Raw genomic sequence first — 24,894 nt, 5'->3', positions numbered from 1 at the left:
TCCCATGATCGAAATCAGCCACGTCAACAAATGGTACAGCCCGAGCTTCCAGGTGCTGAAGGACTGCACGACCTCGGTCGCCAAGGGCGAGGTGGTGGTGGTCTGCGGCCCCTCCGGCTCCGGCAAGTCGACCCTGATCAAATGCGTCAACGCGCTGGAGCCGTTCCAGGACGGCGTGATCACGATCGACGGCCTCAAGGTCAATGATTCCAAGACCAACCTGCCGAAGCTGCGCTCTCGGGTCGGCATGGTGTTCCAGCACTTCGAGCTGTTTCCGCATCTCAAGATCATCGACAACCTCTGCCTCGCCCAGCAGAAGGTGCTGGGTCGTGGCCATGAGGAAGCGACCGCGAAGGGCATGAAGCTCCTGGATCGCGTCGGCCTCAAGGAGCAGGCGCAGAAGTTTCCGGCGCAGCTCTCCGGCGGTCAGCAGCAGCGCGTGGCGATCGCACGTGCGCTCGCCATGGACCCGATCGCGATGCTGTTCGACGAGCCGACCTCGGCGCTCGATCCGGAGATGATCAGCGAGGTGCTTGACGTCATGGTCGATCTCGCCCGCGAGGGCATGACCATGATGGTCGTGACCCACGAGATGGGCTTCGCCAGGAAGGTCGCCCACCGCGTCATCTTCATGGACCGCGGCGAGATCGTCGAGGACGCCAAGAAGGAGGATTTCTTCGGCCAGCCGCGCAGCGAGCGCGCGCAGCAGTTCCTGTCGAAGATCCTGTCGCATTAGTTGCGTCCGTCATTCCGGGGCGCCCGTAGGGCGAACCCGGAATGACGGCGAGAGTAACAAGTGGTGTACGCAGATGGCTTTGCGTGCGCAGATGAGAATGGAGACACGTCCTTGGACCCGATCGCTTACGTCAACGGCGCCTTCGTGCCCCTGTCCGAGGCCAAGGTCTCGGTCCTCGATCGCGGCTTCCTGTTTGCCGACGGCATCTACGAAGTGGCGGCGGTGCTCGATGGCAAGCTGGTCGACAGTGCCCCGCATCTTGCCCGCCTGGAGCGCTCGGTCGGCGAGATCGGGCTGGCGCTGCCGGAGAGCCTGGCGCGGATCGAGGAGCTGCAGAAGGAGCTGGTCGCACGCAACCGGCTCGACCAGGGTATGGTCTATCTGCAGGTGACGCGCGGCGCCGACAAGGGCCGCGACTTCCCGTTTCCCAAGGGCGACGTCAAGCCGACCTTGGTGATGTTCGTCACCGCCAAGGATATCATCAATGCGCCCTCGGCGAAGACGGGAATTGGCGTCATCACCGTGCCCGACATCCGCTGGGCGCGCCGCGACATCAAGAGCGTGGCGCTGCTCGCGCAGGTGCTCGCGAAGCAGGCGGCCGCCGCGGCCGGGGCCGGCGAGGCGTGGATGGTCGAGGACGGTCATGTCACCGAGGGCGGCTCGTCCTCGGCCTTCATCCTGACCAAGGACGACGTCATCGTGACGCGGCCGAACTCCAACGCCATCCTGCCGGGCTGCACCCGCAAGGCCGTGGTGAAGCTCGCCGAGGAGCGCCAGCTCAAGGTCGAGGAGCGGCTGTTCACGGTGGAGGAGGCGCTCGCGGCGAAGGAGGCCTTCATCACCAGCGCGAGCTCGTTCGTGCAGCCGGTGGTCACGATCGACGGCAAGCCCGTCGGCGACGGCAAGCCGGGACCGGTGGCGGCGCGGCTGCGCGAGATCTATGTCGATTTTGCGCGCGCCACGGCGGTGTAGTTGGAGGAGACGATAGAGCAGGTGCAGCATCGAAACCCGTTTGCATTGTCCGGCGCTTTGCTATCGTGGCGACGAACGAAACAGAAATCAGGGAGGAGTTTCGATGCGGTATCGCTTGAGTGGACTCGCGGCCGGACTATTGATTGCGGGCGCAGGCATGACGGGAGCGGCATTGGCCGATGACGGCTGGGTGACCCTGGTCGACTCCACGACCAAGGCCGACTTCACCGAGGTCGGCAAGGCCAATTGGGAGATGAAGGACGGCGCGCTGTCGGCCGACAAGCTTGACGGCAAGGATCCATCGTATCTGGTGAGCAAGGCGAGCTACAAGGACTTCCAGATCAAGGCCGAGTTCTGGGTCGATGACGCCGCCAACAGCGGCATCTTCATCCGCTGCGACCAGTCGGCGAAGATCGACTCCAACATCTGCTACGAGGTCAACATCTTCGACAAGCGGCCCGATCCGAAATACGGCACCGGCGCGATCGTCGACGTGTCCAAGGTCGATCCGATGCCGAAGGCCGGCGGCAAGTGGAATACCTACGAGATCACCGCCAAGGGCACGCGGCTGACCGTGATCCTCAACGGCGAGAAGACCGCCGATGTTGACGACAGCAAGCACGCGGCGGGACCGATCGCCCTGCAGTACGGCTCGGGCGTCGTGAAGTTCAGGAAGGTGCAGATCAAGCCGCTGTAGCGGCCGCGCATTCCGGGCAGCGGCGCTGGCCGCGGCTGGCGCGGTAGAGGCTCTTGCAGTACCAGCGGCGCGCCATCATCTGCAGGGGATGGCGGGCCAACCGGGCCAGCGTCACCAGTTCGAGCATGGCGGGCATTGCGGACTCCTCTCCTACTTTCCAACTCTTGTGAAATGGGGCGGCACTTCGTTTGCGGAAGTGCCGCCCCAGTCGCATCAGCCATGCAGCTTCTTTGCGGTCTCGGCGATGACGCGGCCCTGATAGCGCGCCCCCGCCAGCTCGTTCGCGCTCGGCTGCCGGCTGCCGTCACCGCCGGTGATGGTGGTGGCGCCATAGGGCGAGCCGCCGGTGACCTCGTCGAGCTTCATCTGGCCGGCGAAGCCGTAGTTGAGGCCGACGATGGTCATGCCGAAGTGCAGCAGGTTGGTGATGATCGAGAACAGGGTGGTTTCCTGGCCGCCGTGCTGGGTCGCGGTCGAGGTGAAGGCGCCGCCGACCTTGCCGTGGAGCGCGCCCTTGGCCCACAGGCCGCCGGCCTGATCGAGGAAGTTGGCCATCTGCGAGGCCATGCGGCCGAAGCGGGTGCCGGTGCCGACGATGATCGCGTCGTAATCGGCGAGCTCCTCGACCTTGGCGATCGGGGCAGTCTGGTCGAGCTTGTAGTAGGAGGCCTTGGCAACGTCGGCCGGCACCAGCTCGGGCACGCGCTTGACGTCCACGGTGGCGCCGGCCTCGCGGGCGCCTTCGGCCACCGCGTTGGCCATCGCTTCGATGTGGCCGTAGGCGGAGTAGTAGAGAACGAGAACCTTGGTCATGGCAGTCTCCGTGGGGACGAGGATGATCGGGAAGAGCGTCCCGGCCGGATGCCCGGCCGGGATCGCGTGAGACGGTTAGGCGGCGTCGACGAGCACCAGCTCGGAATCTTCGAGCGCGGTGATCTTCAGCGTGGCCTCGTCGCGGATGGCGGCGCCGTCACGAGCGTTGACTCGGACGCCGTTGACTTCGACGCTGCCGGCTGCGGGCACCAGATAGATGTGCCGGGCCTTGTCGGCGCTGTACTCGGCGGTCTCGCCTGCCTTCAGCGTGGTGCCGAGTACGCGCGCCTTGGCGCGGATCGGCAACGCGCCGCCGTCATCTGCGAAGCCGCTCGCCAGTGTGACCAGCTTGCCGGAGCGGTCGGACTTCGGGAACGGCTTGGCGCCCCAGGTCGGCTGGCCGCCATCGGTGGCAGGCTCGATCCAGATCTGGAAGATCCGTGTCGTGGTCGGCTCCAGATTGTACTCGGAGTGGCGGATGCCGCTGCCCGCGCTCATCACCTGGACGTCGCCGGCCTCAGTGCGGCCCTTGTTGCCGAGGCTGTCCTGATGCGTGATCGCGCCTTCGCGGACATAGGTGATGATCTCCATGTTCCGGTGCGGATGTGCAGGGAAGCCGGTGTTCGGCGCGATCTCGTCGTCGTTCCAGACCCGCAGGGCGCCATGGCCCATGTTGCTGGGGTCGTAATAGTTCGCGAACGAGAAATGGTGCTTGGCCTTCAGCCAGCCGTGGTCGGCGCCGCCCAGCGCCGCAAAGGGCTTCAATTCGATCATGGGTTTGCTCCGTTGTTGCACGTCGGCCGCGAGCCGCCGTGCCGTTGGGCACTGGAATAGGCTGACGGTCCGAGTATAGAAATAGAAACTATTGAAATCCATTGTTTCCAAAAGTGAGATTGCCGCCGATGGCGCGACTTCCGGATTTCGAGGCGATGGCGATCTTCGCCAAGGTCGTCGAGCTGCGCTCCTTCGCCGGCGCGGCGCAGGAGCTGAGCCTGTCCAAGGCGTCAGTGTCGAAGGCCGTGAGCCGGCTGGAAGAACGCCTGGGCACGCGGCTGTTCAACCGCACCTCGCGCCGTCTGGCGCTGACCGATGCCGGGCAGCGGCTGTCAGAGAGGGCCGCGCAACTGCTCGCGGATGGCGAGGCGGCGGAGACCGAGGCGTTGGCGCAATCGCTGACGCCGCGCGGGCTGGTGCGCTTCGCGGTGCCGATGACCTTCGGTGTGAAGAAGATCGCACCGCTGCTGCCGGTCTTTCTCGAACAATATCCGGAAGTGTCGATCGATCTGCACATGAGCGATGCAACCGTCGATCTCATCGGCGAGGGGTTCGATCTCGCGCTGCGCATCGCGCGGCTGCCGGACTCATCACTGGTGGCGCGCCGCCTCTGCGCGATGCCGCGCTACACGGTGGCGGCGCCGTCCTATCTGAAGCGGCACGGACGGCCGACGCATCCGATGCATCTCGCCGAGCACAAATGCTTCGGCTACGCCTATCTCTCCACCGCCGGCGTCTGGCACTACACCAATGCGGCCGGCGAGCAGGCCAGCGTGCGGCCGGCGGGACAGCTGCGCGTCAACAATGGCGAGGCGCTGCTGCCGGCGGTGCTCGCCGGCCTCGGCATCGCCGACCTGCCGGACTTCATCGTTGGCGACGCGATCGCGTCGGGCGAGGTCGAGGTGATCCTGAAGGGCTGGAGCCAGCCCGAAGGGGCGATGCATCTGGTGATGCCGCCCGGCGGCCCGCGCCCCGCCCGGGTCGAGGTGCTGGCGGAGTTCCTGGTCAAGGAGCTGGCGAAAGGGAAGCGCAAGTGACGTTCGAAGGAGTGGTTTCCATGTGGAAGCAGCTGCCGAGCGCCGTTGCAAGGTGCGCCGTCGCTCTCGGAATCATTGGGTTTTTGCTACCGCTCGGATTGGGGGTGTTTCCGGACGATTGGCTGAATGCGATCGAGCTTCCAAACGCGCTTGGCTCGGCCCGGGTTGCAGCTCCAAATGGACGCGTGTTCGTTGCGAGCGAGCCGTTGGGGAGAGTGCAGCGCTATGGTCCCCAGGGCTTCGAGCGAGGTTTTTACGTCGGTTCGCAAGGCGGCGCCTTCGATATCGGTGTCAGTGACGCGGGAGATGTGCTGATCTGCTCCGTGCGTGCACGTGCGTTGATCACCTACACACAAGACGGCGTCGAGACCGCCCGGCGTGGACCCTGCACCTTCAACGACGCAAATGGTGGACTCATGCCCGCGTCCCGGAGCTATGAGCGCAACGCTCGAGTGCCGGAAATCGCTTTCGGATGGTTCGGACTGCTGGCGGTGCCGCTCTGGCATCCCTTCGTTGCATGGTTCATGGCGCTCATGGGGGCGCTATTTTTGAAGTCGGGCACCGCTCGCTCGCAACAGAGCGAGCTTTCGTCAGTCGCCAAATGAGCGCACGACGCGATGAAGCTGCCGCGCCTGGTATCATTTCGGTGCGACGACTAAGTCGCGACCTCGCAAACGTCGACCCATTCGGCCGATGTCAGCTCGGCCATGCGGTCCGGCGTGATCTTGACGGCGCTATGGGTCGAGCCTGCCGCCGGCACGACGATGTCGAAGGCTTTCAGCGAGACGTCGCAATAGACCGGCAGCGGCGATTTCAGCCCGAACGGACAGACGCCGCCGACCTCGTGACCGGTGATGTCGGCGACCTCGTCGAGACCGAGCATCTTCGGCTTGCCGCCGAACTGCGCCTTGACCTTCTTGTTGTCCATCCTTGCGTGGCCCGCGGCGACGATCAGGATGACGCGCTCGCCGACGCGCAGCGACAGCGTCTTGGCGATGCGGGCCGGCTCGACACCATAGGCTTCCGCCGCGAGCGCTACGGTGGCGGAACTCTGGCTGGAGACGAGGACGTCGATATCGGGGGCTTTTTCGGTGAAGAAGGCGCGGACGGAATCAAGGCTCATGTTTGGCGACGATCTCGGGCAGTTCGGATAGCGCAGCAATACGATAGTCCGGCGCCAAACCCAACTCGTCCATCTGGGTGCGCAGCGCCTTGAACAGGGTGAGCGGCGCGACGAGGTCGGTCTGGCTGCAGGCAGCCGCCATGGCGTCCGGGGTGACGCGCTCGATCCAGGCGACGTTCAATCCGAACGCCTTGGCGCCGCAGACGTCCCAGGGGTTGGAGGATACGAACAGCACCTCGTCGGGTGCAAACCCGAGCGTCTCCTCGATCAGTGCGTACGCCTGGGGACTCGGCTTGAAGATCTTCCGGGCATCCACGCTGATGACCGCATCGAGCGGAGCATCGAAGCCGCTGGCCTTGACCAGGCTGTCGAGCATCGCAGGGCTGCCGTTGGAGAGGATCGCGAGCCGATGATCCTTCATCGCGGCGAGCGCAGCCCTCGCATCGGGGTAGGGATCGAGATCGAGATATTTGGCGATGATGCGGTCCAGCGTCGCCGCATCGGCCTGCAGCCCGAGAACGCGCAGCGTGTAGATCAGCGAGTCGCGGGTGACGGCGGTGAAGTCCTCGTAACGCTGCATCAGCGAGCGCAGCCAGGTGTATTCGAGCTGCTTGATGCGCCAGATCTGCGTGATGATGTCGCCATGGCCGGGAAAGGCCTGCTCGGTCACGGCCGCTACCGACTGGATGTCGTACAGCGTGCCATAGGCATCGAAGACCACGGCTTTGAAGGGCACGGCGCTCACCTGATCGAAAGCATACAGGCGCTAAGGCTGATGGCCACCGCGCCTGCGGATGATAGCATGATGCCCGTGACTTGCGCGGGGCGGCAAGGACAGGACCGACGACGTCAGATCCCGAGCAGCTTGCGGGCGTTGGCCTTCAACACCTTCGGCCGGATCTCGTCGCGAATCTCGAGCTTGGCGAAATCGGCGAGCCAGCGGTCGGGGGTGATCACCGGCCAGTCCGAGCCGAACAGCATCTTGTCCTGCAGGATCGAGTTGATGTAGCGCACCAGGATCGGCGGGAAGTACTTTGGCGACCAGCCCGACAGGTCGATATAGACGTTCGGCTTGTGGGTCGCCACCGACAGCGCCTCCTCCTGCCAGGGGAAGGAGGGGTGGGCGAGGATGATCTTGAGGTCGGGGAAGTCGGCCGCGACGTCGTCCATGTACATCGGGTTGGAATATTTCAGCCGCATCCCCATGCCGCCCGGCATGCCCGAGCCGACGCCGGTCTGGCCGGTGTGAAACAGTGCGATCGCGCCGCCGTCGTTGATCGCCTCATACAGCGGATAGGCCAGCCGGTCGTTGGCGTAGAAGCCCTGCATCGTAGGGTGGAACTTGAAGCCGCGGACGCCATACTCCTCGATCAGCTTGCGCGCCTCGCGCACGCCGAGCTTGCCCTTGTGCGGATCGATGCTGACGAAGGGGATGAGGACGTCGAGATGGTCGGAAGCGACCTCGAGCATCTCGTAATTGTTGTAGCGCCGAAAGCCGGTCTCGCGCTCGGCGTCGACCGGGAAGATCACCGCGGCGATGTTCTTGGAGCGATAATAGGCGGCGGTCTCCGGCACCGTCGGCGGATGCTTGTGCGGCGACTTGAAGTAGTCGGCCATCTGGGCCTGGAAATCGTCGTAGCCGTCATCCGCATGCATGCCGCAGGGCTCCTCGGCATGGGTATGGATGTCGATGGCGACGACATCGTCGATCTTGGGCAGAGCGAGCTTGGGCATGGGCGTTCCCGGCGGTTGGTTCTTGGCTTTGGAAAATTGATTATAGGATATAACAAATTTGGCAATCGCCAAGTTGGATCGAGGGGCGCGTCGCCGGCCGGTTCTGTTGAAGCTGGGGCCCGCCATGATTGACATCCGGCGGGCCGGTGGTTAGAAACCGGCCAATCCGGGCGACCTGGTCGCTTGCGGAACTCCCTTTGTATTTGCCACTTCCGGCCTGTCCAACACGGCCTTTCAACGTATCAGGATGTCCCATGAAGGTCCGTAACTCGCTGAAGTCGCTGCGTGGCCGCCATCGCGCCAACCGTCTGGTCCGCCGCAAGGGCCGCGTCTATGTGATCAACAAGGTCCAGCGCCGCTTCAAGGCGCGCCAGGGCTGATCCCGTAGATCTCCCCTCGAGAAGAGGGGCCTCCTCACAGGTCTTTGAGGCGCGTGCTGCTTTGCAGGACGCGCCGACTGCGTTTAGACTTGGGGTATGGCCAAGCGATCCTTGCGGGCGATTCTTCTCGCCGTTGTCGTCATTTCGGTACCGCATCTTGCCTTTGCGCAGGGGGAGCCGCGGGCCGGCGTCAAGCCAAAGCCGCCCGAGGCTCCGGCCAAGCTGCCGAAGATCGGGGCCGACAAGACCAAGGGCCTCGATTTCCTGTTCGGTGCCCTGAAGGCGGCGCCCGACGAGATCAGCGCCAAGCATGTCGAGGCGCGGATTTGGGCGATCTGGCTGCAGACCCCCAGCGATACCGTCGCCCTGCTGATGTCGCGGTCCAAAGCCGCGATGGACGCGAAGCAGAACGAAGTTGCGCTCAAATTGCTCGATTCGGTGATCAAGCTCCGGCCCGATTATGTCGAGGCCTGGAACCGTCGTGCGACCATCTATTACCTCCAGAACGATTACGGCCGCTCGCTTGCCGACATCCAGCAGGTCCTGCTGCGTGAACCGCGGCACTTCGGCGCGCTCGCAGGTCTCGGCATGATCATGCAGGATCTCGGCGAGGAGAAGCGGGCGCTGGACGCGTTCCGCAAGGCGCTCGAGGTCAATCCGCATCTCGACAAGGTGCCGGAGCTGGTGAAAACCCTCACCGAGAAGGTCGAGGGGCGCGACATCTAGCCGTAACGGCCGATTAACCACGTCTGGGCGGCCGTCCTTGTCGGTCCGGCCACGCGAACCTAGCTGCCTCTCAACGATGGATCTCGGCAGGAGAGACGCGATGCGGCGGGCGGTGCTGACGGCAGCGCTGGTGATGACGACGATGTCGGCCGCCCGGGCCGAGGATCCGGATCTGTTCTGGGTGGTCGGCAACCGCGCCACCAATCGCTGCGAGATCGTGACCAGCAATCCGGTCGTCACGATCATGGGCGACATCTGGTTCGCGTCCGGCCCCTTCAAATCGAAGGATGACGCCAAGCTCGCGAGATCCACGATCAACGCGTGCCCGAACAAGGACATGACGCAGGAGGACTGATCGGCTCGCCCGCGAGCGGGCTGGCGGCTCAGTGGAACGCGGTGCTGCGGCGGTCCGGCAGGCCGTACTGGGCGGCCGCGGCATAGAGTTGTGCGATCTCGGCCTCGAGATGCTCGTTGACCAGCAGCAGCGCCTTCAGCGCGCCGCGAAGGTCGCCGTTGCAGCTCGCGACGATCTCGTCGATGGCTGCCTCGCTTGAACGAAAGCTCATCGGTAACCCCCTCCCAAAACACCAAACTAAACACAGGGCCGGTCATCGTGCTTCGACTGCGCAATGACCCGACCGGAAGTAATTCACGGCCATCGGCTGATTGCGAGGAAATGTCCTGACCATGGTTATAAAATGGCCGACGACGCCATCATGACAGGATTCGCAAGACAAACGGGGGGAGACGGAGGCCGCAGCCGCAACCTGCTGCGATCTGACCCGTATCTGTCCAGGTGACAGGCAGAAAATCATCAATGATTTCAATACTCGTAGTGGGGGCCCTGGGGCTGCTGGCGCTGCTGACCCAGGCCGGCGTCGTGCTGATGGAAAGACGCTATCCGGCCCAGGGAGAGGCGGTCGAGGTCGGTGGGGCGACCATCAATCTTGTGGATATCGGGCCGCGTGACGGGGAGCGGCCGCCGCTTCTGCTTGTCCACGGCGCCAGCTCGAACCTCGAGGCGATGCGCAGGCCGCTCGGCGACCTGCTCGCCCGGCGTCATCGGGTGCTCCTGGTCGACCGTCCCGGCCACGGCTGGAGCCCGCGCGATCGCGCCGAGGATTCGACGCCCGCGGTTCAGGCCCGCATGCTGGACGAGGCGCTGGCCCGGCTCGGCATCGGCCCGGTGATCCTGGTGGTCCATTCCTGGAGCGGTGCGCTCGGCCTGCGCATGGCACTCGACTTCCCTGACCGGGTCGCGGGCCTCGTCATGCTGGCGCCGGTCGCCTATCCCTGGCGGGGCGGGGTCGGGCAGTACAATGCGGCCGTCACGACGCCGGTGGTCGGGCCCTTGCTGGCGCATACGATCACGCTGCCGCTCGGCCTGGCGCTGATGGCGCCTGGTGCCCGCGGCGTGTTCGCGCCGCAGGAGATGCCGGACGATTTCGTCGACCGGACCGCGACGCCGCTGTTGCTGCGGCCGCGCGAGTTCCTGGCCAATGCGCGCGACCTCGTCACCCTGAAGCAGGCGGTGATCGAGCAGGCGCCGCGCTATGGCGAGATCAAGGTGCCGGTCACGATCCTGGCCGGCGATGCCGACAGGACGGTCTATACCGAGATCCATTCCCGGCCGCTCGCGCGGGTCTTGCCCCAGGCGCGCCTGATCGTCGTGCCCGACCTCGGGCACATGGTCCAGAATGCGGTGCCGGAGCTCGTGGTGGGCGAGGTCGATCGGATGGTCAGCACGCTCACGGCCGTCGAAGCGGCGCCCTGATGATGGAAAGGCCCCGGCGTCTGCCGGGGCCTCCAGGTCTCGAGCGGAGGGCCGCCGCCGGCCGCTTACTGCTTCTGCTTGCCGTCCTTGTCGAACGACGCGACATAGGCCCAGAGATTGTTGATCTCGGTCTCGTTCTTGATGCCCGCGAAGGTCATCTTGGTGCCGGGGATCTTGGCCTTCGGGTCCTTGATGTATTCCTTGAAGACCGCCTCGTTCCAGGTGATGCCCGAGTTCTTGTTGGCTTCCGAATAGTTGTAGTCCGGCGCGCTGCCCGACTTGCGTCCATCGAGGCCGTTGAGTTCCGGACCGACCTTGTTCTTCGCGCCTTCGCCGATCGCGTGGCAGGGCAGGCACTTGTTGAAGGACGTCTTGCCGGCGGCCGCATCCTGCGCCAGCGCGGCAGACGCCAGCGACGACGAGGCGAGGATGACGAGCGCGCTCAAAGTCATTTTCTTCATGGATCAGGCTCTGTGGGTTACGAGACGAGTTTGCGCGCAGGTTGTGGCATGGCCTCAGGCGACGCACAAGCGGGGAAGCGCTGAGGCAAATCAGCATAATGGCGGAGTTTGTTGCTCTGCCGCAAACTCCGATGCTGATCCGCTGCCTATCCAAACCGTTTCCGTTGTGATTGATATGCCAGGGCAAATCGGGGGCCGGAGGAACGCGATGGCGATCATGATGCCGGAAGCTGATCGGGCGGTGCTGGCGCGCCGCGACGAGATCGTTGCTGCACTGCGCGCAATCGTGCCGGGCGAAGGCGTCATCGACAGCGCCGCCGAGATGCTGCCTTACGAGTCCGATGGGTTGATGGCCTACCGCCAGCCGCCGATGGTCGTGGTGCTGCCGGAGACCACCGCGCAGGTGTCGCGAGTCCTGAAATATTGCCATGAACAAGGCATCAAGGTGGTTCCGCGCGGCTCCGGAACGTCGCTGTCGGGCGGCGCGCTGCCGCTGGCCGACGGCGTGCTGCTCGGCCTCGGCAAGTTCAAGCGCATCCGCGACATCGACTTCGACAATCGCGTCGTGGTCACCGAGCCCGGCGTCACCAATCTCGCCATCAGCCAGGCGGTGGCGCATGCCGGCTTCTACTACGCCCCCGATCCGTCCTCGCAGATCGCCTGCTCGATCGGCGGCAATGTCGCGGAGAACTCCGGCGGCGTGCACTGCCTGAAATACGGCATGACCACCAACAACGTTCTCGGCTGCGAGATCGTGCTGGTGACCGGCGAGGTGCTGCGCATCGGCGGCAAATGCGCCGAGAACGCCGGCTATGATTTGATGGGGCTCATCACCGGCTCGGAGGGCCTGCTCGGCGTCGTCACCGAGGTGACGGTGCGCATCCTGCAGAAGCCGGAGACGGCGCGCGCGCTGATGGTCGGGTTCGCCGAGGTCGAGGCGGCCGGCGAATGCGTCGCCCGCATCATCGGCGCCGGCATCATTCCCGGCGGCATGGAGATGATGGACAAGCCCGCCATCCACGCCGCCGAGGCCTTCGTCCATGCCGGCTATCCGCTCGACGTCGAGGCGCTGCTGATCATCGAGCTCGACGGCCCCGGCGTCGAGGTCGACGAGCTGATCGGTCGCGTCGAGACAATCGCAAACGCCTGCGGCTCGACCACCTGCCGGATCTCGACCTCCGAGGCCGAACGGAACTTGTTCTGGGCCGGCCGCAAGGCGGCGTTCCCCGCCGTCGGCCGCATCTCGCCGGACTACCTCTGCATGGACGGCACCATCCCGCGCGGCGCGCTGCCCAAGGCGCTCGCGCGCATCCGCGAGCTGTCGGAGAAATACCAGCTCGGCTGCGCCAACGTCTTCCACGCCGGCGACGGCAACCTGCATCCGCTGATCCTGTACGACGCCAACAAGCCGGGCGAGATGGAGCGCGCGGAGGCGTTCGGCGCCGACATCCTGCGCTGCTGCGTCGAGCTCGGCGGCGTGCTGACCGGCGAGCACGGCGTCGGCATCGAGAAGCGCGATTTGATGCCGGAGATGTTCACCGAGATCGACCTCAACCAGCAGCAGCGGGTCAAGTGCGCGTTCGACAGCCAGGGGCTTCTCAATCCCGGCAAGGTGTTCCCGACCCTGCATCGCTGCGCCGAACTCGGCCGCATGCACGTCCACGGCGGCAAGCTGGCGTTTCCCGATCTGCCGAGGTTCTGAGCCGGGCGTAGGCCTCTCCACGTCGTCATTGCGAGGCGCCCTTGCGCCGAAGCAATCCAGAGTCGTGGGCGGGACTCTGGATTGCTTCGCTTCGCTCGCAATGACGGCGGAGAGAGTCGTCCATACCATCCGCATCGCACCCCGCAGACACACACGCCATCATCCCCGCAGCGCCTTGCGCCCAGGTGAGACAATCAACACCGCCCTTCGAAACATCGAGAGGGCGCAGGGAATGCCGGGTGAAGGCCTCACCCATGGCCCGCCTGCAGAAAAGAATGCAGGCGGCAGGTACCACAGGTTCAGCCGATCAACCGGCATTCCCCGCGCGCTGGTCTTAACGCTTATACGTGCTCTCCCCGGGGACCGGCTTGTTGCCCCCGTCGCCCGCATGCCCGTTACCGAGCATCGCAGGGCTTGGTCTCAGCACCGGGAGACCAGGACCACACGATTTCACGTCCGCATCACAGTCGTTCGTCGGCATGATCAGATCACGCTGCGACCCGACACGGCCACCGCATCCCCACCTCGCATATCGTGACGACCGCGCGTACGCCCCTCTCGGTGAGGCGGGATGGACGGAGGATTGCATGATTTCTGTAAAAACGAAAGAGGAAAATTTCGGCGCTCGGAGGAGGCCTGCGGCTCCGCACTGAAATAGCTCGCGAAATGAGCTTTTGCGCGCCTGCGATTTTGCTGTGGCCGGCCGTTCTTGTGCAGTGAGATCGCGCAAAATCAGCAAAGCTGATTTGCCCGGCGACTCGAAAATGCCCTGCATCCCGTCGGGTTCGAATTGTCGACGTTCAACGGATCGACCTTGGACCTCTCCCGTGTGAAGGTAGGGCGCCTCTAATGGTATCGCTTTGATTTTCCTCAAATATTGTTTGATCCGGCTTTGAAATGGGCGGATTTTGAGCATCGCGGTGCGGAACGCCCTTAGAACTGTTGTGGAGCAAGAAACTCGGATAGGTTGTAAAAATCAGAAGGTCCAACCGGAGATTCCGCCATGCTGGCCGATGGTTTCTATAGCGTGCTCTTTAAGACACCGAGAGGCGAAGGCGCCGGGGTTGTGGTGCTGGCTGGTGGGCAATTGCGAGGAGGTGATTCTGGGATCGCTTACTCCGGCACGTTCGCTCAGAACGGCGATGATTTCACGGCCAAGGTCGTCACCAGCCGCCACGCACAAGGCAATCCCTCCGTCTTCGGCATAGACGCCGCAACTATTAGTCTGACCGGCAAATCCTCAAGCACGAGTGCAACTTGCGTGGGAACGGCTGCTCAAGCGCCCGGCCTGACGTTCCAAGCTGTGTTGAACCGCATCAGCGACTAAGCCGGTTAGGCTTGTCGCCTCTCGCCTCCTCGCGGCCGGCTTCATAGGCTTCGCGGAGCGCCGGCGATGCGAGCGCCGAGCGCGGCGCAAGACTCGGCGAGGTTTGTCCTGTGCGGCGGTGCCTGGGCGGATTTTTGGGCTAAGCCTTCGCCGCCTCGATGGCCAGAACGATGTTCGCGGCTGACAGATGAATTGCGTAAGCCGCAATGTAATCCGGCACTTTTGGTGTTCCGGGTGCACTGCCATGAGGACCCGCGTCGTTACGAACGCCGGGTAGGCCCGTTTTCATTGCGGCAATGTAGCTGTCAAAGCCCTTGTCGAGGTAGCCGGGGAAAAGCCCTTTGGTCCGAACCGCCGTGATGAGTTGGCCAACCGACGCGCCCGGTTCGTAATCCCAACCCTTCATTTTGCAGATAGCCTTGAGCGTCGACTCGAATGCACTGCAGGCGAAGGTCACAGCCTGCTTGTTTTCTCTTGCACGGTAGTGAGCGTGCGCCTCCATGAAATCGGCGCTTGCCGTTTTGAATACCTGGTCACTTGCTAGCAGAACGATCGCTGGCTTAACAATTTCGGCGTGCACGAATTGGTCGGTGATTTTTATGATCTTGCCGTTTTCGACTTGGTAACCTATGCCGTTTTGCCGGAAACGAAAATTTAGGTCATCGATATAGGCGCCCTTCCTAATGTGCTTGATCGCGATCGCTGACAGCTCGATTATGCTTAGTGCACCTTCAACAAGGTGCATGTTCAAGAGCCATTCCTTGCAGGACAGAGAAGCGTCGGGATTCCGCGTCAAACGTGGAGCGCCGATCGCTGCGGCGATAGTCTTTTCCATCCACCTATAAGCCTCGACAGCCGATGTGACTGGCATTTCGCTGAAAGCGTTGTCCCAGATGTGAATGATCTGATGCTTCAGACGTTGTGGAATATCGTCGTAAATGTATACATCGGGAGCATTACCTTTTTGCAGTCGTTCCATGCGCTCGAAGTACGTTTCGTAGATCGCCATGTTCGTTTCTTTCGGAGTGAAACCTCAACATCTGAGATAGAGATCGCTAGGACGCCTCGTCGCGGCCGGCTTCATAGCTTCGCGGAGCGCAACGGCGATGCTAGCGGCGAGCGCGCCGCATGCCTCGGGTGAGAGCAGCGGCAAGCCTTGCGCCTGTTTCCAAGCCTCGACGATCGCCGCCGGCTGGTCGGTCGTCGTGCCGCTGGTGTGAACTTCGAACAATCCGGCCGTGATCGCCTCGTCAACGGCGCCGGGCGTCTCGGTTGGGTGCTTATCATCTGTCGAGGAGCTCACGGTGCGGGCGAAGGCTTGCGCCGCCGATCGCGCCGCTCTCAGGTCCGGCCGGCCGTTGATCGATCGCCGCCCCGCGTTGGCGTCGAAATAGAAATATCGGCTGATCCGCACCTCGAAACTCTCATCGTGCGGAATCAGTCGCACCGTCGTCTGCTCAGTCGTCGTCTTCATGATGCCGTCCAATCGAAATTTATCGCGCCGAATGTTGCCGGCCTTCTCACTATTCGCTCGCGCGCTTTTCCCAATCGGGACCACATTCCGCGTCAGCGCAGTTGTGCCTCTCGCAGTAGGCGCCGTTGAGTCGAATCGGTTGGCACTTCGGAAAATCCTTAACGTCGAGTGGAGGAAAGTTGGCTGAATAGCAGTATTCGGTTAGGTGTCGATCGCCAAAAACGTCCGTGTACTTGATGACTCCCATCGCGCCGATTGGCGCCTTCCTGCCGGTCAATGGTGTCAAGTTCGACGGTCCCATGATCAACCATCCTGAGGCCATTTGTGATCGCGGGCCGATCACACCCTGCGTAAAGCTTAGTTTGTACGGATTTCTTTGTTCGAACACCTCGCTACTTGCATAAACCCCGATCAGAAGGTCAATCGAGAACTTAAGTTGGCTCGTCGGCGTATTCCCTAAGTTCTCGATAATTGGATTGATCAGCCACCTGGGCGTCTCTTCATCGGTAGGTCCCTTTCCGCCGTACGTAACCAGTTGGATGCTGTTCGACAGAACGAAAGCGCGGCTTTGTGCGCTGTAGGCTCTTCGGGCTGCATTGTATTGAAGGAACGCCACGAATGCGCTCGAAATGGCGACCGTAAGAGTTGCAATGCTTAGGAGAAGTGGAGCTTTTCCACCTCTTGCTTCTGGTTGCCGTCTCTTAGGGCGACGCTTTGGTGAGGTCTGTTTGGTCGCATTCCAAACTGATCTAGCTCGGAAAAATGGCATCTCGCTATCCTGCTAATTCATGGCAGAAGCCACGTGTCGAACCGAGCAAGAAATAGCCGTCCTGTTAATAGGACGGTATGAAGCCGGAAAGTACTGTCGTCTTGGAATTACGGTGACAGTGCGCTCAATTTGGCAGCTTCATGGGCCGGAGCCTTGCCGGCCTGTCGGATTTCCCAAAACTTAACTATTGAGTGTACTGTTACCGTAACTCTTGCTGATCCTGATAGGTCCATCGTCTTCCTTTTTTCGCCGGAAGCTGAGAACACTTATGAGCAGCGAAGAAAGGCTAATGGCAACCCCCCCGACAGAGATAACGCGAGAGATTTGCGACTCCCTTCGCGCCATAGTCTCCTTCTGAAGATCAAGGGCATTCTCAACGAACGGCTTCAGATTTGCACTTTGGACGCCCCTACACTGCAAAATTTCTGGATAGCCGCACGGGTCGCCAGCTTTCAAGAGATATAAGTCTTCCATAGACAACCCAACCAGCTCAACAAGCAGCCGGCGAAAGATATCCTTCTGACTCTCGGGCTGCTGTTCAGCACGTCTTTCCGCTGCTCGCCGATAGAAATCGGCAATTGAGCTGCACCACTCCTTGTTTTTCTTTGCCTCCTCTTCCGTGCACGTCGCCATCCCCGCTTGTGCAACAGATATAAAATTAAGAACCAAGGATAACGAGACAAAAATCAATCCGATTAGCTGCTTTCGCATTTGCTCGCCTGTACTTACCGGAATCCCCATGCTATGCTACCAGAGCTTGCGCGCATGGTATAGTAGTCACGTATGGATGCACTCACAGAATTTCGTAGCAAGGGCGGCAAAGCGCGCACCGCAGACTAACGAAAAAGCGCCGTCTCGAAATCTCCGGCAAAGCGAACGAAGCAAAAGCAGCGAAGCGCCGGAAACTTGACAAATAGCTATCCCTACGCCTGATGCTAACCTTGCTTGCAAGGTCGCCGCGGCGTGAGAAATCATCGCAGGACAGAAGGGGCGTGGCGGCGAAATGCAGTGCCATCATGGGCGCGAAAGCCACGAGTGAAATCCTCGGGATTACGGTGTGCACTTAATTGTGGTAGCTCACGGGGCGGGTGCCTTACCGCATTGTCCGAGTTCTCGGCCATATCAAATGCTGTCACGGCTATTCCGCGTTCAAGCACCAACGCGCAGCCGCTTCGCGTCTTCGCATTGACGATTGCCCCGGAATGACGGTGAAAACGCGACCGCTTAGCTCTCGCGGAACTTTGACGACGCTGCAGGCGCACCGCCCATCATCTGGTAGACTAACGACATGATGGCGGCCGCGCGATGTTTGCGGCTGCGGTCCGATCATTCGCACAGTAGGGTGAACCATGACAAAGCCGTTTCCGTCAAAAACCCATATCGGCAACCATGCGCTGCATCCGGAAACGCTGATGCTGAACTACGGCTACGATCCGCAGCTGTCGGAAGGCGCGGTCAAGCCGCCGGTGTTCCTCACGTCGACCTTCGTGTTCAAGAGCGCGGAGGATGGACAGGACTTCTTCGATTTCGTCTCGGGCCGCCGCGAGCCGCCTGAGGGCGGCGCGGGCCTGGTCTATTCGCGGTTCAACCACCCAAACAGCGAGATCGTCGAGGACCGGCTCGCCATCTACGAACGCACCGACAAATGCGCGCTGTTCTCGTCCGGCATGTCGGCGATCGCGACCACGATCCTCGCCTTCGTGCGTCCGGGCGACGTGATCCTGCACTCGCAGCCGCTCTATGGCGGCACCGAGACGCTGTTCAGCAAGACGCTGGCCGGCCTGTCCATCGGCGCGGTCGGCTTCGCCGACGGCGTCGACGAGGCCGCGGTCGACGCGGCGGCGCAGGATGCGATGCGCAAGGGGCGGGTCGCGATGATCTTCATCGAAACCCCGGCCAATCCCACCAACGGCCTGGTCGACATCGCGATGGTGCGCCGTGTCGCCGACACGATCGGCAGGGCGCAGGGACATACGCCGCTGGTCACCTGCGACAACACGCTGCTCGGCCCGGTGTTTCAACGGCCGATCGAGCACGGTGCGGACATCTCGCTCTACTCGCTGACCAAATATATCGGCGGTCATTCCGACCTGATCGCCGGCGCCGCGCTCGGCGCCAAGTCCATCATGAAGGACGTGAAGGCGTTGCGCGGCGCCATCGGGACCCAGCTCGACCCGCACTCTTGCTGGATGCTGAGCCGCTCGCTCGAGACCTTGAGCATCCGGATGGAGAAAGCCGATGCCAACGCGCGCATCGTCGCGGACTATCTGCGCGACCACCCCAGGGCGGCCCAGGTTCATTACCTCGGCCATCTCGACCAGGCCTCGGCCGCAGGCCGCGTCTTCCGGCGCCAGTGCACCGGCGCCGGCTCGACCTTCTCGTTCGACATCGAAGGCGGTCAGGCAGCCGCCTTCAAGTTCCTCAACGCGCTGCAGATCTTCAAGCTGGCCGTCAGCCTGGGCGGCACGGAGTCGCTCGCAAGCCTGCCCGCCAGCATGACCCATTCCGGCGTGCCGGCTGCCGTCAGGCAGAAGATCGGCATCCTGGATTCGACGATCCGATTGTCGATCGGCATCGAGCATCCCACCGACCTGATCGCCGACATTGCCCAGGCCTTGAACGCGGCCGCGCCCTCTCCGGCGTGACTGCGCTGAGGGCCGGTTTCAGGAAAGCGGCGTTTCAATCAGCTCGTACTGCACCCGCTCGCGCCGTGCCAGCAGCGGCAGGGCCTGGCCGGCGATATAGGTCTTGAAGTGGTCGCTGTCTTGGTGGGCCTTGAACGCGGCTTCGTCGCGGAACAGCTCGTAGAACAGGAACTGCGCCGGGTTGTCCTTGGCGCGGGAGATCAGGAACAGTTTTGCGCCGGGCTCGCGCTGCGCCTCGGGCAGGAAGCGCGACAGGATCTCGGCGACGCGGTCGGCTTCGCCGGCCCTGGCCTCCCATTGCGCCACCACCAGCAGGCCGCCGCCGCTGACGGCCTCGTTCACGGTTTTCGTCTCGACTGCATATCCGGTCATCGTGATCGGTCCTTTCGTTGAAGTGCTGCAAGGGCAACGATACCGCGGTTCCTGCACCAGATCCTTCGATGGCGGACGAAGGATGAATGTGCACATGAGGGCGTAGGGCGGATTAGCCGAAGGCGTCATCCGCCATGTGTCTCGGAAGGTCGGCAGGTTACGCTTCGCTAACCCGCCCTACGGGCTGGGGAGTACGCGATGCCTGGGCTTGTTCCGCCTGCGGGGCCTGGCGCCTCGCGGGGCGAAGGCCCGGCATCGACGTCTTTCCTTCTCCGGATTCGACGACGTGGATGGCCGGGACAAGCCCGGCCATGACGACGTTGAAACAGCTCGGCCGGACTCTGACGGCGTCATATGCGATAGTCCTGCAGGGCAGCGAGGCCTCGATGCCGCAGAGCACGACGGCGGGGCCATGCAGATCGCTCGGGAACGTTCCGTCTTGCCCGCCCTTGTGTCCGGCCCGCAACGCTTTAGAAAGGCCCCAACGTCGGTGGCCGCGTCGCGCTGGACCGCCTGTCATCATCAACAAGCAAGGCGAGCAGCGGTGGACGCCCTCAAAGTACGCAACGCAGCCGACGTGGAGGAGGTGGTTCGCGCCGCGATCGCGAGCGAGCAGCCGCTGGATGTCATCGGGCACGGGTCGAAGCGCCGGATCGGCCAGCTCACCGCAACCAACGCCGTGCTCGACCTGTCGGCGCTGAAAGCGGTCGTCGGCTACGAGCCGAACGAGCTGATCATCACGGCGCAGGCCGGGGCGCCGCTCGCCGACCTGCTGTCGCTGATCGATTCGAAGAGCCAGCAATTCGCGTTCGAGCCGATGGATACGGGACCGCTGCTCGGCACGGCCGGCCGCGGCACGCTCGGCGGCATGATCGCGGCGGGCCTGGCCGGTCCGCGGCGCATCCGCGCCGGCGGGGCGCGCGACCATCTGCTCGGCGCCCACGCGGTCTCCGGCTTCGGCGAGAGCTTCAAGACCGGCGGCAAGGTCGTCAAGAACGTCACCGGCTATGATCTCTGCAAGCTGCTGGCGGGCTCCTGGGGCACGCTCGCTGTCATGACCGAGGCGACGCTGAAGGTGATGCCGCGGCCGGAGTCGGAGCGCACCCTGGTGCTGCGCGGGCTCGACGACCTCAAGGCCAACCGCGCCATGACGGCGGCGCTGGGATCGCCGTTCGACGTGTCGGGGGCTGCGCATCTGCCGGCCTCCACGCTGCGGCCGGAGGTCGATGGGCTGGGCCCGATCGGCTCGCCGCGCGAGGCGGTCACGGTGATCAGGCTCGAGGGCATCACGGCGTCCGCGGCGCATCGGGCGGCGTCGCTCGCCAAGCAGCTCGCGACCTTCGGTCCGGCCGAGATCATCGCGGACGACGCCTCCGCCGATGTCTGGAGCGCGGTGCGCGACGTGCTGCCGTTCGCGGCCAATGGCCCGCTCGGCGCCTGGCCGGTCTGGCGCATCGTCTGTCCGCCCGTATCCGGCGGCGTCATCGGGCAGGCGCTGACGCGCCAGACCGGCGGCGAGGTGATCTATGACTGGGGCGGCGGGCTGATCTGGGCGTCGCTGCCGCCGCAGCCCGATGCGTCCGCGGGGCTGGTGCGCAAGCAGGCCGAGGCCGTTGGCGGCCACGCCACCCTGCTCCGCGCGTGGGACGAGATGCGTCTGGCGGTCGACGTCTTCCACCCGCAGCCGCCGGGTGTCGCCGCGCTGGAGGAGCGGGTGCGCGTCTCCTTCGATCCCAAGACCATTCTCAACCGCGGCCGTATCCGGCGGAGCGTTGCGTCATGAAGACCGAGTTCACCCTGGCGCAGCTCGCCGATCCCGACATCGCGGTGGCCGACAAGATCCTGCGCGCCTGCGTCCATTGCGGCTTCTGCACCGCGACCTGTCCGACCTATGTGCTGCTCGGCGACGAGCTCGACAGCCCGCGCGGCCGGATCTACCTGATCAAGCAGATGCTGGAGAAGGACCAGGCGCCGACCGCCGACGTCGTCAAGCACATCGACCGCTGCCTGTCGTGCCTGTCCTGCATGACGACCTGTCCGTCGGGCGTCCACTACATGCACCTCGTCGACCAGGCGCGGGGGCGCATCGAGCAGAGCTACCAACGCCCGCTGATGGACCGGCTGCTGCGCGCCGTGCTCGCCTATGTGCTGCCGCGGCCGCGCGAGTTTCGGCTCGCGATGACCCTGGCGCGGCTCGGCCGGCCGTTCAAGGCGCTGCTGCCGGCGTCCTCCGCGACGCGGGGACCTGTGCCGAGCCTGCTGCGGCGCGTCAGGGCGATGCTCGACCTGGCGCCGGCCGCGGCGCTGCCGCCGCCGGGGCCCGCGGGCGGCAGCGTGTTTCCGGCGCAAGGCGAGCGTCGCGGCCGCGTCGCGCTGCTGCAGGGCTGCGCGCAAGCGGCGCTGGCGCCCCGCATCAACCAGGCTGCGATCAATGTCCTGACGCGGCACGGCGTCGAGGTGGTGCTGGTCAGGGACGAGCAATGCTGCGGTGCGCTGACCCATCACATGGGGCAGGACGCCGACGCGCTGGCGCGCGCCCGCGCCAATGTCGGGGTGTGGGCTGCCGAGGCAAAGCGTGGCGGTCTCGACGCCATCCTGGTGACGACCTCGGGCTGCGGCACCGTCATCAAGGACTACGGACACATGCTGCGCGAGGACCCGCAATATGCAGCGCCCGCGGCGGCCGTGTCGGCCATGGCGAAGGACATCAGCGAGTATCTCGCAGGTCTCGATCTGGTCTCCGCATCTCGGTACGACGACCTCGTCGTGGCCTATCACTCCGCCTGCTCGCTGCAACATGGGCAGAAAATCACGAGCATTCCGAAAGAATTGCTTTCCAAGTGCGGATTCGTGGTGAAAGATATACCGGAGAGTCATTTGTGTTGCGGTTCGGCGGGGACCTACAACATTCTCCAGCCTGACATCGCGATGAAGCTGCGCGATCGCAAGGTCGCCAACATCGCGACCGTCAAGCCGAATGTGATCGCGGCAGGCAATATCGGCTGCATGATGCAGATTGCCAGCGGCACCACCGTTCCCGTCGTGCACACCGTTGAGCTTCTCGACTGGGCGACGGGCGGTCCGCGACCAGGAATGATTTGACGGACGGGCGCGTGCTGACTGCCGGCCCGTCCCGCCGGATGAGTTGATCGATCGGCGGCAACTGGAGGGTTTCTGATGGCGAAGGACAAGAAGGCGAAGAAGGACAAGAAAGAGAAGAAGAAGCTGATGGCGCAGGCCAAGACAGCCAAGAAGGCGACGAAGAAGTCCGCCAAGAAGGCTGCCAAGAAGTCCGCAAAAAAGGCTTCCAAGAAGGCTGCAAAGGCGCCGGCCAAGAAGGCGAAGAAGACCGTGAAGGCCGCGGCGAAGAAGGCGGCCAAGAGCCCGGCCAAGGCTCCTGCCAAGAAGGCTGCTGCGAAGAAGGCTCCTGCCAAGAAGGCCAAGACGTCGGCCGCGAAGGCCCCCGCTGCGCCGAAGAAGAAGGCCGCCAAGAAGCGGGCCCCCAAGATGGCTCCCCTGGTCGAGACCCCCGAAGCGAGCGCAACCGAATCGGCTGCCGAAACCAGTTGGGCGATGCCGAGCGTGGCACCCGAGGCGCACGAGGACGGAGAGGGGACTGCCTCCGGAAGCTGATCTTTCCGGATCGGATCGTTCTCACCACCGAACGAATTCACATCGGGAGGCCGCGGCGGCAACGCTGCGGCCTTCTCGTTTGTTGTTGCCACCGTCTGTTGGCTCTGTTTTGGCTGGCCGTTTTGTCGATCTGCTCGTCGCCAGCGTCGCCCCCGCAGATCTACGGCCGGGCGAATCCGATCCCGATGCGCTGCGGCATTTCGCTTGCGGCACGACGAGTCAGCGTGCCGGCACACCCGAATGTGCGTCCTGGGCTGCTCTAGAACACGGAGATTTGTTGTTCAAATGCAACACGCGCTGACTACCTGCCGTGGAATTGTCAAAACGCCCAAAAAGGCGGCAGATGCCGCGCTTTTTTGCTTCACCTGCGGCGAGACCCTGGCACAAATTGCGTCTGGATGACGCAGCCGGTCTTGTTTGCGCCCTGGGGGGCCAATGTGGGGCAGGCTTTTTCGAAATAGGGTGATGGGGATCGTCATGAAAAAGTGGGCTTTGCTGGCAACGGCGCTGGCAATGGTTTCGGGATCGGCTTCGGCGGCGGACATGGCGGTCAAGGCCTATAAGGCTCCGCCTCCGGTGGCGTTTGAACCATGGGATATCGCGTTCGGCGCGGCGATCATGAACGACTACGTCTTCCGCGGCATCACCCAGTCGAACCACAAGCCGTCGGTCGCCGCCTATTTCGAGCCGCGCTTCAACGTCAACAAGGACCTGCAGTTCTACGTCGGCGTCGCTGGCGAGAGCATCTCCTTCCCGAACCGGGCTGCGGCCGAGATCGACATCTACGGCGGTATCCGCCCGACCTTCGGCGCCTTCGCCTTCGACATCGGCGTCTGGGGCTACCTGTATCCGGGCGGCACCTGCTATTACGGCGGCGGCGCCACGACGGACTTCGCCGGCCGCGCGCTGAGCGCCGAGTGCCAGGCCAACACCTTGACGAACTTCAACACCATGAAGAAGGACGTCAGCTTCTTCGAGGTCTACGGCAAGGGCACCTATACGGTGAACGACAACTGGTCGTTCGGCGTCACCGAATTCTATACCCCGAGCTTCCTGAACTCCGGCGCCTGGGGCAACTACGCCTCGGTCACCGGCAAGTATACCGCTCCGAGCACCCTGTTTGGATCGAGCGGCGTCGGCATGTACGTCTCGGGTGAGTTCGGTCGCCAGTGGTTCGGCACCACCGACAGCTTCTACGGCACCGCGGCCTTCCCGAACGGCATCCACTACGCCGACTACAACACCTGGAACGTTGGCGTCGGCTTCACCTACAAGGTGTTCACGCTGGATCTGCGCTACTCCGACACCAACCTGTCGAAGGGCAATTGCAACGCCTTCACTGGCGACTTCACCGCCAGCGGCACCACCAACGTCACCGCGATCAACCCGGGTGGCCTGGGCTCGAAGTGGTGCGGCGCCACCGGCATCGCCAAGCTCTCGGTCGACCTGACGGCGATGACCAACCTGAAGTAATCGTCCCAAGGCGGATCGAAATTCCTGACGAGGGCGGCAGAGCAATCTGCCGCCCTTCTGCTTTGGTGACGGCAGCTCGCCGTGGTCGCTCGGGCGTCTTGCCGTCCTTCTGGATCGCCATCTTCTGGATCGCCATCTTCTGGATCGCCATGGCTCGGACGCCGCCCGGGCAATTGGACTTCTCATCATGGGCGCAGGGGCGCGATGAGATCCCTGGCGGCGCCCTCGGGACGATGGGCTGGGTTCGGGGCGGATCTCTCAGGCCCCTTGCT

General features: G+C 63.6%; 30 protein-coding genes. 16 read left to right on the top strand and 14 right to left on the bottom strand.

Annotated features, from left to right (window positions below):
* The first annotated feature begins 4 nt into the window (after positions 1 to 4).
* The 3 genes from QX132_RS07175 (at position 5) to QX132_RS07165 (ending at position 2,405) form a co-directional block, all read left to right on the top strand.
* The gene (locus QX132_RS07175) at positions 5 to 736 is read left to right on the top strand and encodes an amino acid ABC transporter ATP-binding protein (protein ID WP_315736526.1); all 732 of its coding nucleotides are present in this window, start codon (positions 5 to 7) and stop codon (positions 734 to 736) included.
* Positions 737 to 847: 111 nt separating this feature from the next.
* A complete protein-coding gene (locus QX132_RS07170) occupies positions 848 to 1,708 on the top strand; it encodes a D-amino-acid transaminase (RefSeq protein ID WP_315736527.1) in 861 nt (286 codons plus the stop codon).
* A 103-nt stretch (positions 1,709 to 1,811) separates the two neighbouring features.
* Positions 1,812 to 2,405, top strand: coding sequence for a DUF1080 domain-containing protein (locus QX132_RS07165; RefSeq protein WP_316160566.1), 594 nt, complete (start codon positions 1,812 to 1,814; stop codon positions 2,403 to 2,405).
* On the opposite strand, the gene QX132_RS07160 is transcribed toward QX132_RS07165, so the two are convergent.
* The 3 genes from QX132_RS07160 to QX132_RS07150 form a co-directional block, all read right to left on the bottom strand.
* Entirely contained in the window at positions 2,392 to 2,541 is a 150-nt protein-coding gene (locus tag QX132_RS07160) for a hypothetical protein (RefSeq protein ID WP_316160564.1), read from the bottom strand. The genes QX132_RS07165 and QX132_RS07160 overlap by 14 nt on opposite strands.
* A gap of 77 nt (positions 2,542 to 2,618) precedes the next feature.
* Positions 2,619 to 3,218, bottom strand: coding sequence for an NAD(P)H:quinone oxidoreductase (gene wrbA, locus QX132_RS07155; protein ID WP_315779088.1), 600 nt, complete (start codon positions 3,216 to 3,218; stop codon positions 2,619 to 2,621).
* 75 nt (positions 3,219 to 3,293) lie between these two features.
* Positions 3,294 to 3,992 (bottom strand): pirin family protein, encoded by a 699-nt coding sequence (locus tag QX132_RS07150; protein WP_316160563.1) that lies wholly within the window; start codon positions 3,990 to 3,992, stop codon positions 3,294 to 3,296.
* A 128-nt stretch (positions 3,993 to 4,120) separates the two neighbouring features.
* Between QX132_RS07150 and QX132_RS07145 the strand changes: the two genes are divergently transcribed.
* Together QX132_RS07145 and QX132_RS07140 are read left to right on the top strand one after the other, a co-directional pair.
* Positions 4,121 to 5,029, top strand: a complete 909-nt coding sequence (locus QX132_RS07145; protein WP_316160562.1) for a LysR family transcriptional regulator — start codon at positions 4,121 to 4,123, stop codon at positions 5,027 to 5,029.
* 20 nt (positions 5,030 to 5,049) lie between these two features.
* Positions 5,050 to 5,634, top strand: coding sequence for a hypothetical protein (locus QX132_RS07140; RefSeq protein ID WP_316160560.1), 585 nt, complete (start codon positions 5,050 to 5,052; stop codon positions 5,632 to 5,634).
* A gap of 50 nt (positions 5,635 to 5,684) precedes the next feature.
* On the opposite strand, the gene QX132_RS07135 is transcribed toward QX132_RS07140, so the two are convergent.
* The 3 genes from QX132_RS07135 to QX132_RS07125 form a co-directional block, all read right to left on the bottom strand.
* A complete protein-coding gene (locus tag QX132_RS07135) occupies positions 5,685 to 6,152 on the bottom strand; it encodes a YbaK/EbsC family protein (protein ID WP_315736534.1) in 468 nt (155 codons plus the stop codon).
* Positions 6,142 to 6,888, bottom strand: a complete 747-nt coding sequence (locus QX132_RS07130; RefSeq protein ID WP_315736535.1) for a haloacid dehalogenase type II — start codon at positions 6,886 to 6,888, stop codon at positions 6,142 to 6,144. The genes QX132_RS07135 and QX132_RS07130 overlap by 11 nt, the downstream gene beginning before the upstream one ends.
* Positions 6,889 to 7,001: 113 nt before the next feature.
* Positions 7,002 to 7,886 carry an amidohydrolase family protein gene (locus QX132_RS07125; protein ID WP_315754629.1) on the bottom strand — a complete coding sequence of 295 codons (885 nt, stop codon included), beginning with the start codon at positions 7,884 to 7,886 and terminating at the stop codon, positions 7,002 to 7,004.
* 254 nt (positions 7,887 to 8,140) lie between these two features.
* Here QX132_RS07125 and ykgO point away from each other — a divergent pair, with 254 nt between their 5' ends.
* The 3 genes from ykgO (at position 8,141) to QX132_RS07110 (ending at position 9,347) form a co-directional block, all read left to right on the top strand.
* Positions 8,141 to 8,266, top strand: coding sequence for a type B 50S ribosomal protein L36 (gene ykgO / locus QX132_RS07120; RefSeq protein ID WP_006611362.1), 126 nt, complete (start codon positions 8,141 to 8,143; stop codon positions 8,264 to 8,266).
* A 96-nt stretch (positions 8,267 to 8,362) separates the two neighbouring features.
* Positions 8,363 to 8,992 carry a tetratricopeptide repeat protein gene (locus QX132_RS07115; RefSeq protein WP_315736537.1) on the top strand — a complete coding sequence of 210 codons (630 nt, stop codon included), beginning with the start codon at positions 8,363 to 8,365 and terminating at the stop codon, positions 8,990 to 8,992.
* 100 nt (positions 8,993 to 9,092) lie between these two features.
* On the top strand, positions 9,093 to 9,347 hold the full coding sequence (locus QX132_RS07110; protein WP_315754631.1) for a hypothetical protein: 255 nt from the start codon (positions 9,093 to 9,095) through the stop codon (positions 9,345 to 9,347).
* A gap of 28 nt (positions 9,348 to 9,375) precedes the next feature.
* On the opposite strand, the gene QX132_RS07105 is transcribed toward QX132_RS07110, so the two are convergent.
* Positions 9,376 to 9,558: a hypothetical protein gene (locus QX132_RS07105; protein ID WP_231319498.1), complete on the bottom strand. Its 183-nt coding sequence runs from the start codon at positions 9,556 to 9,558 to the stop codon at positions 9,376 to 9,378.
* 251 nt (positions 9,559 to 9,809) lie between these two features.
* Between QX132_RS07105 and QX132_RS07100 the strand changes: the two genes are divergently transcribed.
* Positions 9,810 to 10,766, top strand: coding sequence for an alpha/beta hydrolase (locus tag QX132_RS07100; RefSeq protein WP_316160559.1), 957 nt, complete (start codon positions 9,810 to 9,812; stop codon positions 10,764 to 10,766).
* Between the two features lie 65 nt (positions 10,767 to 10,831).
* Here QX132_RS07100 and cycA read toward each other — a convergent pair whose 3' ends face one another.
* Positions 10,832 to 11,227, bottom strand: a complete 396-nt coding sequence (cycA, locus tag QX132_RS07095) for a cytochrome c-550 CycA (RefSeq protein WP_315736540.1) — start codon at positions 11,225 to 11,227, stop codon at positions 10,832 to 10,834.
* A 208-nt stretch (positions 11,228 to 11,435) separates the two neighbouring features.
* On the opposite strand from cycA, the gene QX132_RS07090 reads away from it, so the two are divergent.
* Both QX132_RS07090 and QX132_RS07085 read left to right on the top strand, forming a co-directional pair.
* Positions 11,436 to 12,929: an FAD-linked oxidase C-terminal domain-containing protein gene (locus QX132_RS07090; protein ID WP_316160558.1), complete on the top strand. Its 1,494-nt coding sequence runs from the start codon at positions 11,436 to 11,438 to the stop codon at positions 12,927 to 12,929.
* 1,003 nt (positions 12,930 to 13,932) lie between these two features.
* Positions 13,933 to 14,256 carry a GrlR family regulatory protein gene (locus QX132_RS07085; protein WP_316160556.1) on the top strand — a complete coding sequence of 108 codons (324 nt, stop codon included), beginning with the start codon at positions 13,933 to 13,935 and terminating at the stop codon, positions 14,254 to 14,256.
* A 139-nt stretch (positions 14,257 to 14,395) separates the two neighbouring features.
* Here QX132_RS07085 and QX132_RS07080 read toward each other — a convergent pair whose 3' ends face one another.
* The 4 genes from QX132_RS07080 to QX132_RS07065 all read right to left on the bottom strand — a co-directional run bounded on the left by QX132_RS07080 (position 14,396) and on the right by QX132_RS07065 (position 17,240).
* On the bottom strand, positions 14,396 to 15,265 hold the full coding sequence (locus QX132_RS07080; RefSeq protein ID WP_316160555.1) for an STM4504/CBY_0614 family protein: 870 nt from the start codon (positions 15,263 to 15,265) through the stop codon (positions 14,396 to 14,398).
* A 24-nt stretch (positions 15,266 to 15,289) separates the two neighbouring features.
* Positions 15,290 to 15,742: a hypothetical protein gene (locus QX132_RS07075; RefSeq protein ID WP_316160554.1), complete on the bottom strand. Its 453-nt coding sequence runs from the start codon at positions 15,740 to 15,742 to the stop codon at positions 15,290 to 15,292.
* Positions 15,743 to 15,779: 37 nt separating this feature from the next.
* Positions 15,780 to 16,346 (bottom strand): hypothetical protein, encoded by a 567-nt coding sequence (locus QX132_RS07070; protein ID WP_316160552.1) that lies wholly within the window; start codon positions 16,344 to 16,346, stop codon positions 15,780 to 15,782.
* A gap of 333 nt (positions 16,347 to 16,679) precedes the next feature.
* Positions 16,680 to 17,240, bottom strand: coding sequence for a hypothetical protein (locus QX132_RS07065; RefSeq protein WP_316160551.1), 561 nt, complete (start codon positions 17,238 to 17,240; stop codon positions 16,680 to 16,682).
* A 608-nt stretch (positions 17,241 to 17,848) separates the two neighbouring features.
* Between QX132_RS07065 and QX132_RS07060 the strand changes: the two genes are divergently transcribed.
* On the top strand, positions 17,849 to 19,144 hold the full coding sequence (locus QX132_RS07060) for a cystathionine gamma-synthase family protein (RefSeq protein WP_316160549.1): 1,296 nt from the start codon (positions 17,849 to 17,851) through the stop codon (positions 19,142 to 19,144).
* Positions 19,145 to 19,162: 18 nt separating this feature from the next.
* Here the strand turns inward: QX132_RS07060 and QX132_RS07055 are convergent, their stop codons facing one another.
* Positions 19,163 to 19,516 (bottom strand): putative quinol monooxygenase, encoded by a 354-nt coding sequence (locus tag QX132_RS07055; protein ID WP_316160548.1) that lies wholly within the window; start codon positions 19,514 to 19,516, stop codon positions 19,163 to 19,165.
* A gap of 544 nt (positions 19,517 to 20,060) precedes the next feature.
* Here QX132_RS07055 and QX132_RS07050 point away from each other — a divergent pair.
* The 3 genes from QX132_RS07050 (at position 20,061) to QX132_RS07040 (ending at position 23,149) form a co-directional block, all read left to right on the top strand.
* Positions 20,061 to 21,299 (top strand): FAD-binding protein, encoded by a 1,239-nt coding sequence (locus tag QX132_RS07050; protein ID WP_316160546.1) that lies wholly within the window; start codon positions 20,061 to 20,063, stop codon positions 21,297 to 21,299.
* On the top strand, positions 21,296 to 22,618 hold the full coding sequence (glcF, locus tag QX132_RS07045) for a glycolate oxidase subunit GlcF (RefSeq protein WP_316160545.1): 1,323 nt from the start codon (positions 21,296 to 21,298) through the stop codon (positions 22,616 to 22,618). The genes QX132_RS07050 and glcF overlap by 4 nt, the downstream gene beginning before the upstream one ends.
* 75 nt (positions 22,619 to 22,693) lie before the next feature.
* Entirely contained in the window at positions 22,694 to 23,149 is a 456-nt protein-coding gene (locus QX132_RS07040; protein ID WP_316160544.1) for a hypothetical protein, read from the top strand.
* 281 nt (positions 23,150 to 23,430) lie between these two features.
* On the opposite strand, the gene QX132_RS07035 is transcribed toward QX132_RS07040, so the two are convergent.
* Complete coding sequence (locus QX132_RS07035; protein WP_315779399.1) at positions 23,431 to 23,703, bottom strand: hypothetical protein; 273 nt, start codon at positions 23,701 to 23,703, stop codon at positions 23,431 to 23,433.
* Between QX132_RS07035 and QX132_RS07030 the strand changes: the two genes are divergently transcribed.
* Positions 23,627 to 24,622 carry a TorF family putative porin gene (locus QX132_RS07030; RefSeq protein WP_315736549.1) on the top strand — a complete coding sequence of 332 codons (996 nt, stop codon included), beginning with the start codon at positions 23,627 to 23,629 and terminating at the stop codon, positions 24,620 to 24,622. The two genes, QX132_RS07035 and QX132_RS07030, sit on opposite strands and share 77 nt — an antisense overlap.
* The last annotated feature ends 272 nt before the right edge of the window (positions 24,623 to 24,894 follow it).

It is taken from the genome of Bradyrhizobium sp. SZCCHNRI20481 (assembly GCF_032485055.1).
GTDB lineage: Bacteria > Pseudomonadota > Alphaproteobacteria > Rhizobiales > Xanthobacteraceae > Bradyrhizobium.
This window is presented reverse-complemented; position numbering and strand designations above follow the sequence as displayed.

Excerpts from the sequence above, each read along its gene's own strand:
- QX132_RS07175 (WP_315736526.1), top strand. The coding sequence starts at position 5 with ATGATCGAAATCAGCCACGTCAACAAATGGTACAGCCCGAGCTTCCAG.
- QX132_RS07165 (WP_316160566.1), top strand. The coding sequence starts at position 1,812 with ATGCGGTATCGCTTGAGTGGACTCGCGGCCGGACTATTGATTGCGGGC.
- QX132_RS07160 (WP_316160564.1), bottom strand. The coding sequence starts at position 2,541 with ATGCCCGCCATGCTCGAACTGGTGACGCTGGCCCGGTTGGCCCGCCAT.
- wrbA (WP_315779088.1), bottom strand. The coding sequence starts at position 3,218 with ATGACCAAGGTTCTCGTTCTCTACTACTCCGCCTACGGCCACATCGAA.
- QX132_RS07150 (WP_316160563.1), bottom strand. The coding sequence starts at position 3,992 with ATGATCGAATTGAAGCCCTTTGCGGCGCTGGGCGGCGCCGACCACGGC.
- QX132_RS07145 (WP_316160562.1), top strand. The coding sequence starts at position 4,121 with ATGGCGCGACTTCCGGATTTCGAGGCGATGGCGATCTTCGCCAAGGTC.
- QX132_RS07140 (WP_316160560.1), top strand. The coding sequence starts at position 5,050 with ATGTGGAAGCAGCTGCCGAGCGCCGTTGCAAGGTGCGCCGTCGCTCTC.
- QX132_RS07135 (WP_315736534.1), bottom strand. The coding sequence starts at position 6,152 with ATGAGCCTTGATTCCGTCCGCGCCTTCTTCACCGAAAAAGCCCCCGAT.
- QX132_RS07125 (WP_315754629.1), bottom strand. The coding sequence starts at position 7,886 with ATGCCCAAGCTCGCTCTGCCCAAGATCGACGATGTCGTCGCCATCGAC.
- ykgO (WP_006611362.1), top strand. The coding sequence starts at position 8,141 with ATGAAGGTCCGTAACTCGCTGAAGTCGCTGCGTGGCCGCCATCGCGCC.
- QX132_RS07115 (WP_315736537.1), top strand. The coding sequence starts at position 8,363 with ATGGCCAAGCGATCCTTGCGGGCGATTCTTCTCGCCGTTGTCGTCATT.
- QX132_RS07110 (WP_315754631.1), top strand. The coding sequence starts at position 9,093 with ATGCGGCGGGCGGTGCTGACGGCAGCGCTGGTGATGACGACGATGTCG.
- QX132_RS07105 (WP_231319498.1), bottom strand. The coding sequence starts at position 9,558 with ATGAGCTTTCGTTCAAGCGAGGCAGCCATCGACGAGATCGTCGCGAGC.
- QX132_RS07100 (WP_316160559.1), top strand. The coding sequence starts at position 9,810 with ATGATTTCAATACTCGTAGTGGGGGCCCTGGGGCTGCTGGCGCTGCTG.
- cycA (WP_315736540.1), bottom strand. The coding sequence starts at position 11,227 with ATGAAGAAAATGACTTTGAGCGCGCTCGTCATCCTCGCCTCGTCGTCG.
- QX132_RS07090 (WP_316160558.1), top strand. The coding sequence starts at position 11,436 with ATGGCGATCATGATGCCGGAAGCTGATCGGGCGGTGCTGGCGCGCCGC.
- QX132_RS07085 (WP_316160556.1), top strand. The coding sequence starts at position 13,933 with ATGCTGGCCGATGGTTTCTATAGCGTGCTCTTTAAGACACCGAGAGGC.
- QX132_RS07080 (WP_316160555.1), bottom strand. The coding sequence starts at position 15,265 with ATGGCGATCTACGAAACGTACTTCGAGCGCATGGAACGACTGCAAAAA.
- QX132_RS07065 (WP_316160551.1), bottom strand. The coding sequence starts at position 17,240 with ATGGGGATTCCGGTAAGTACAGGCGAGCAAATGCGAAAGCAGCTAATC.
- QX132_RS07060 (WP_316160549.1), top strand. The coding sequence starts at position 17,849 with ATGACAAAGCCGTTTCCGTCAAAAACCCATATCGGCAACCATGCGCTG.
- QX132_RS07055 (WP_316160548.1), bottom strand. The coding sequence starts at position 19,516 with ATGACCGGATATGCAGTCGAGACGAAAACCGTGAACGAGGCCGTCAGC.
- glcF (WP_316160545.1), top strand. The coding sequence starts at position 21,296 with ATGAAGACCGAGTTCACCCTGGCGCAGCTCGCCGATCCCGACATCGCG.
- QX132_RS07040 (WP_316160544.1), top strand. The coding sequence starts at position 22,694 with ATGGCGAAGGACAAGAAGGCGAAGAAGGACAAGAAAGAGAAGAAGAAG.
- QX132_RS07030 (WP_315736549.1), top strand. The coding sequence starts at position 23,627 with ATGAAAAAGTGGGCTTTGCTGGCAACGGCGCTGGCAATGGTTTCGGGA.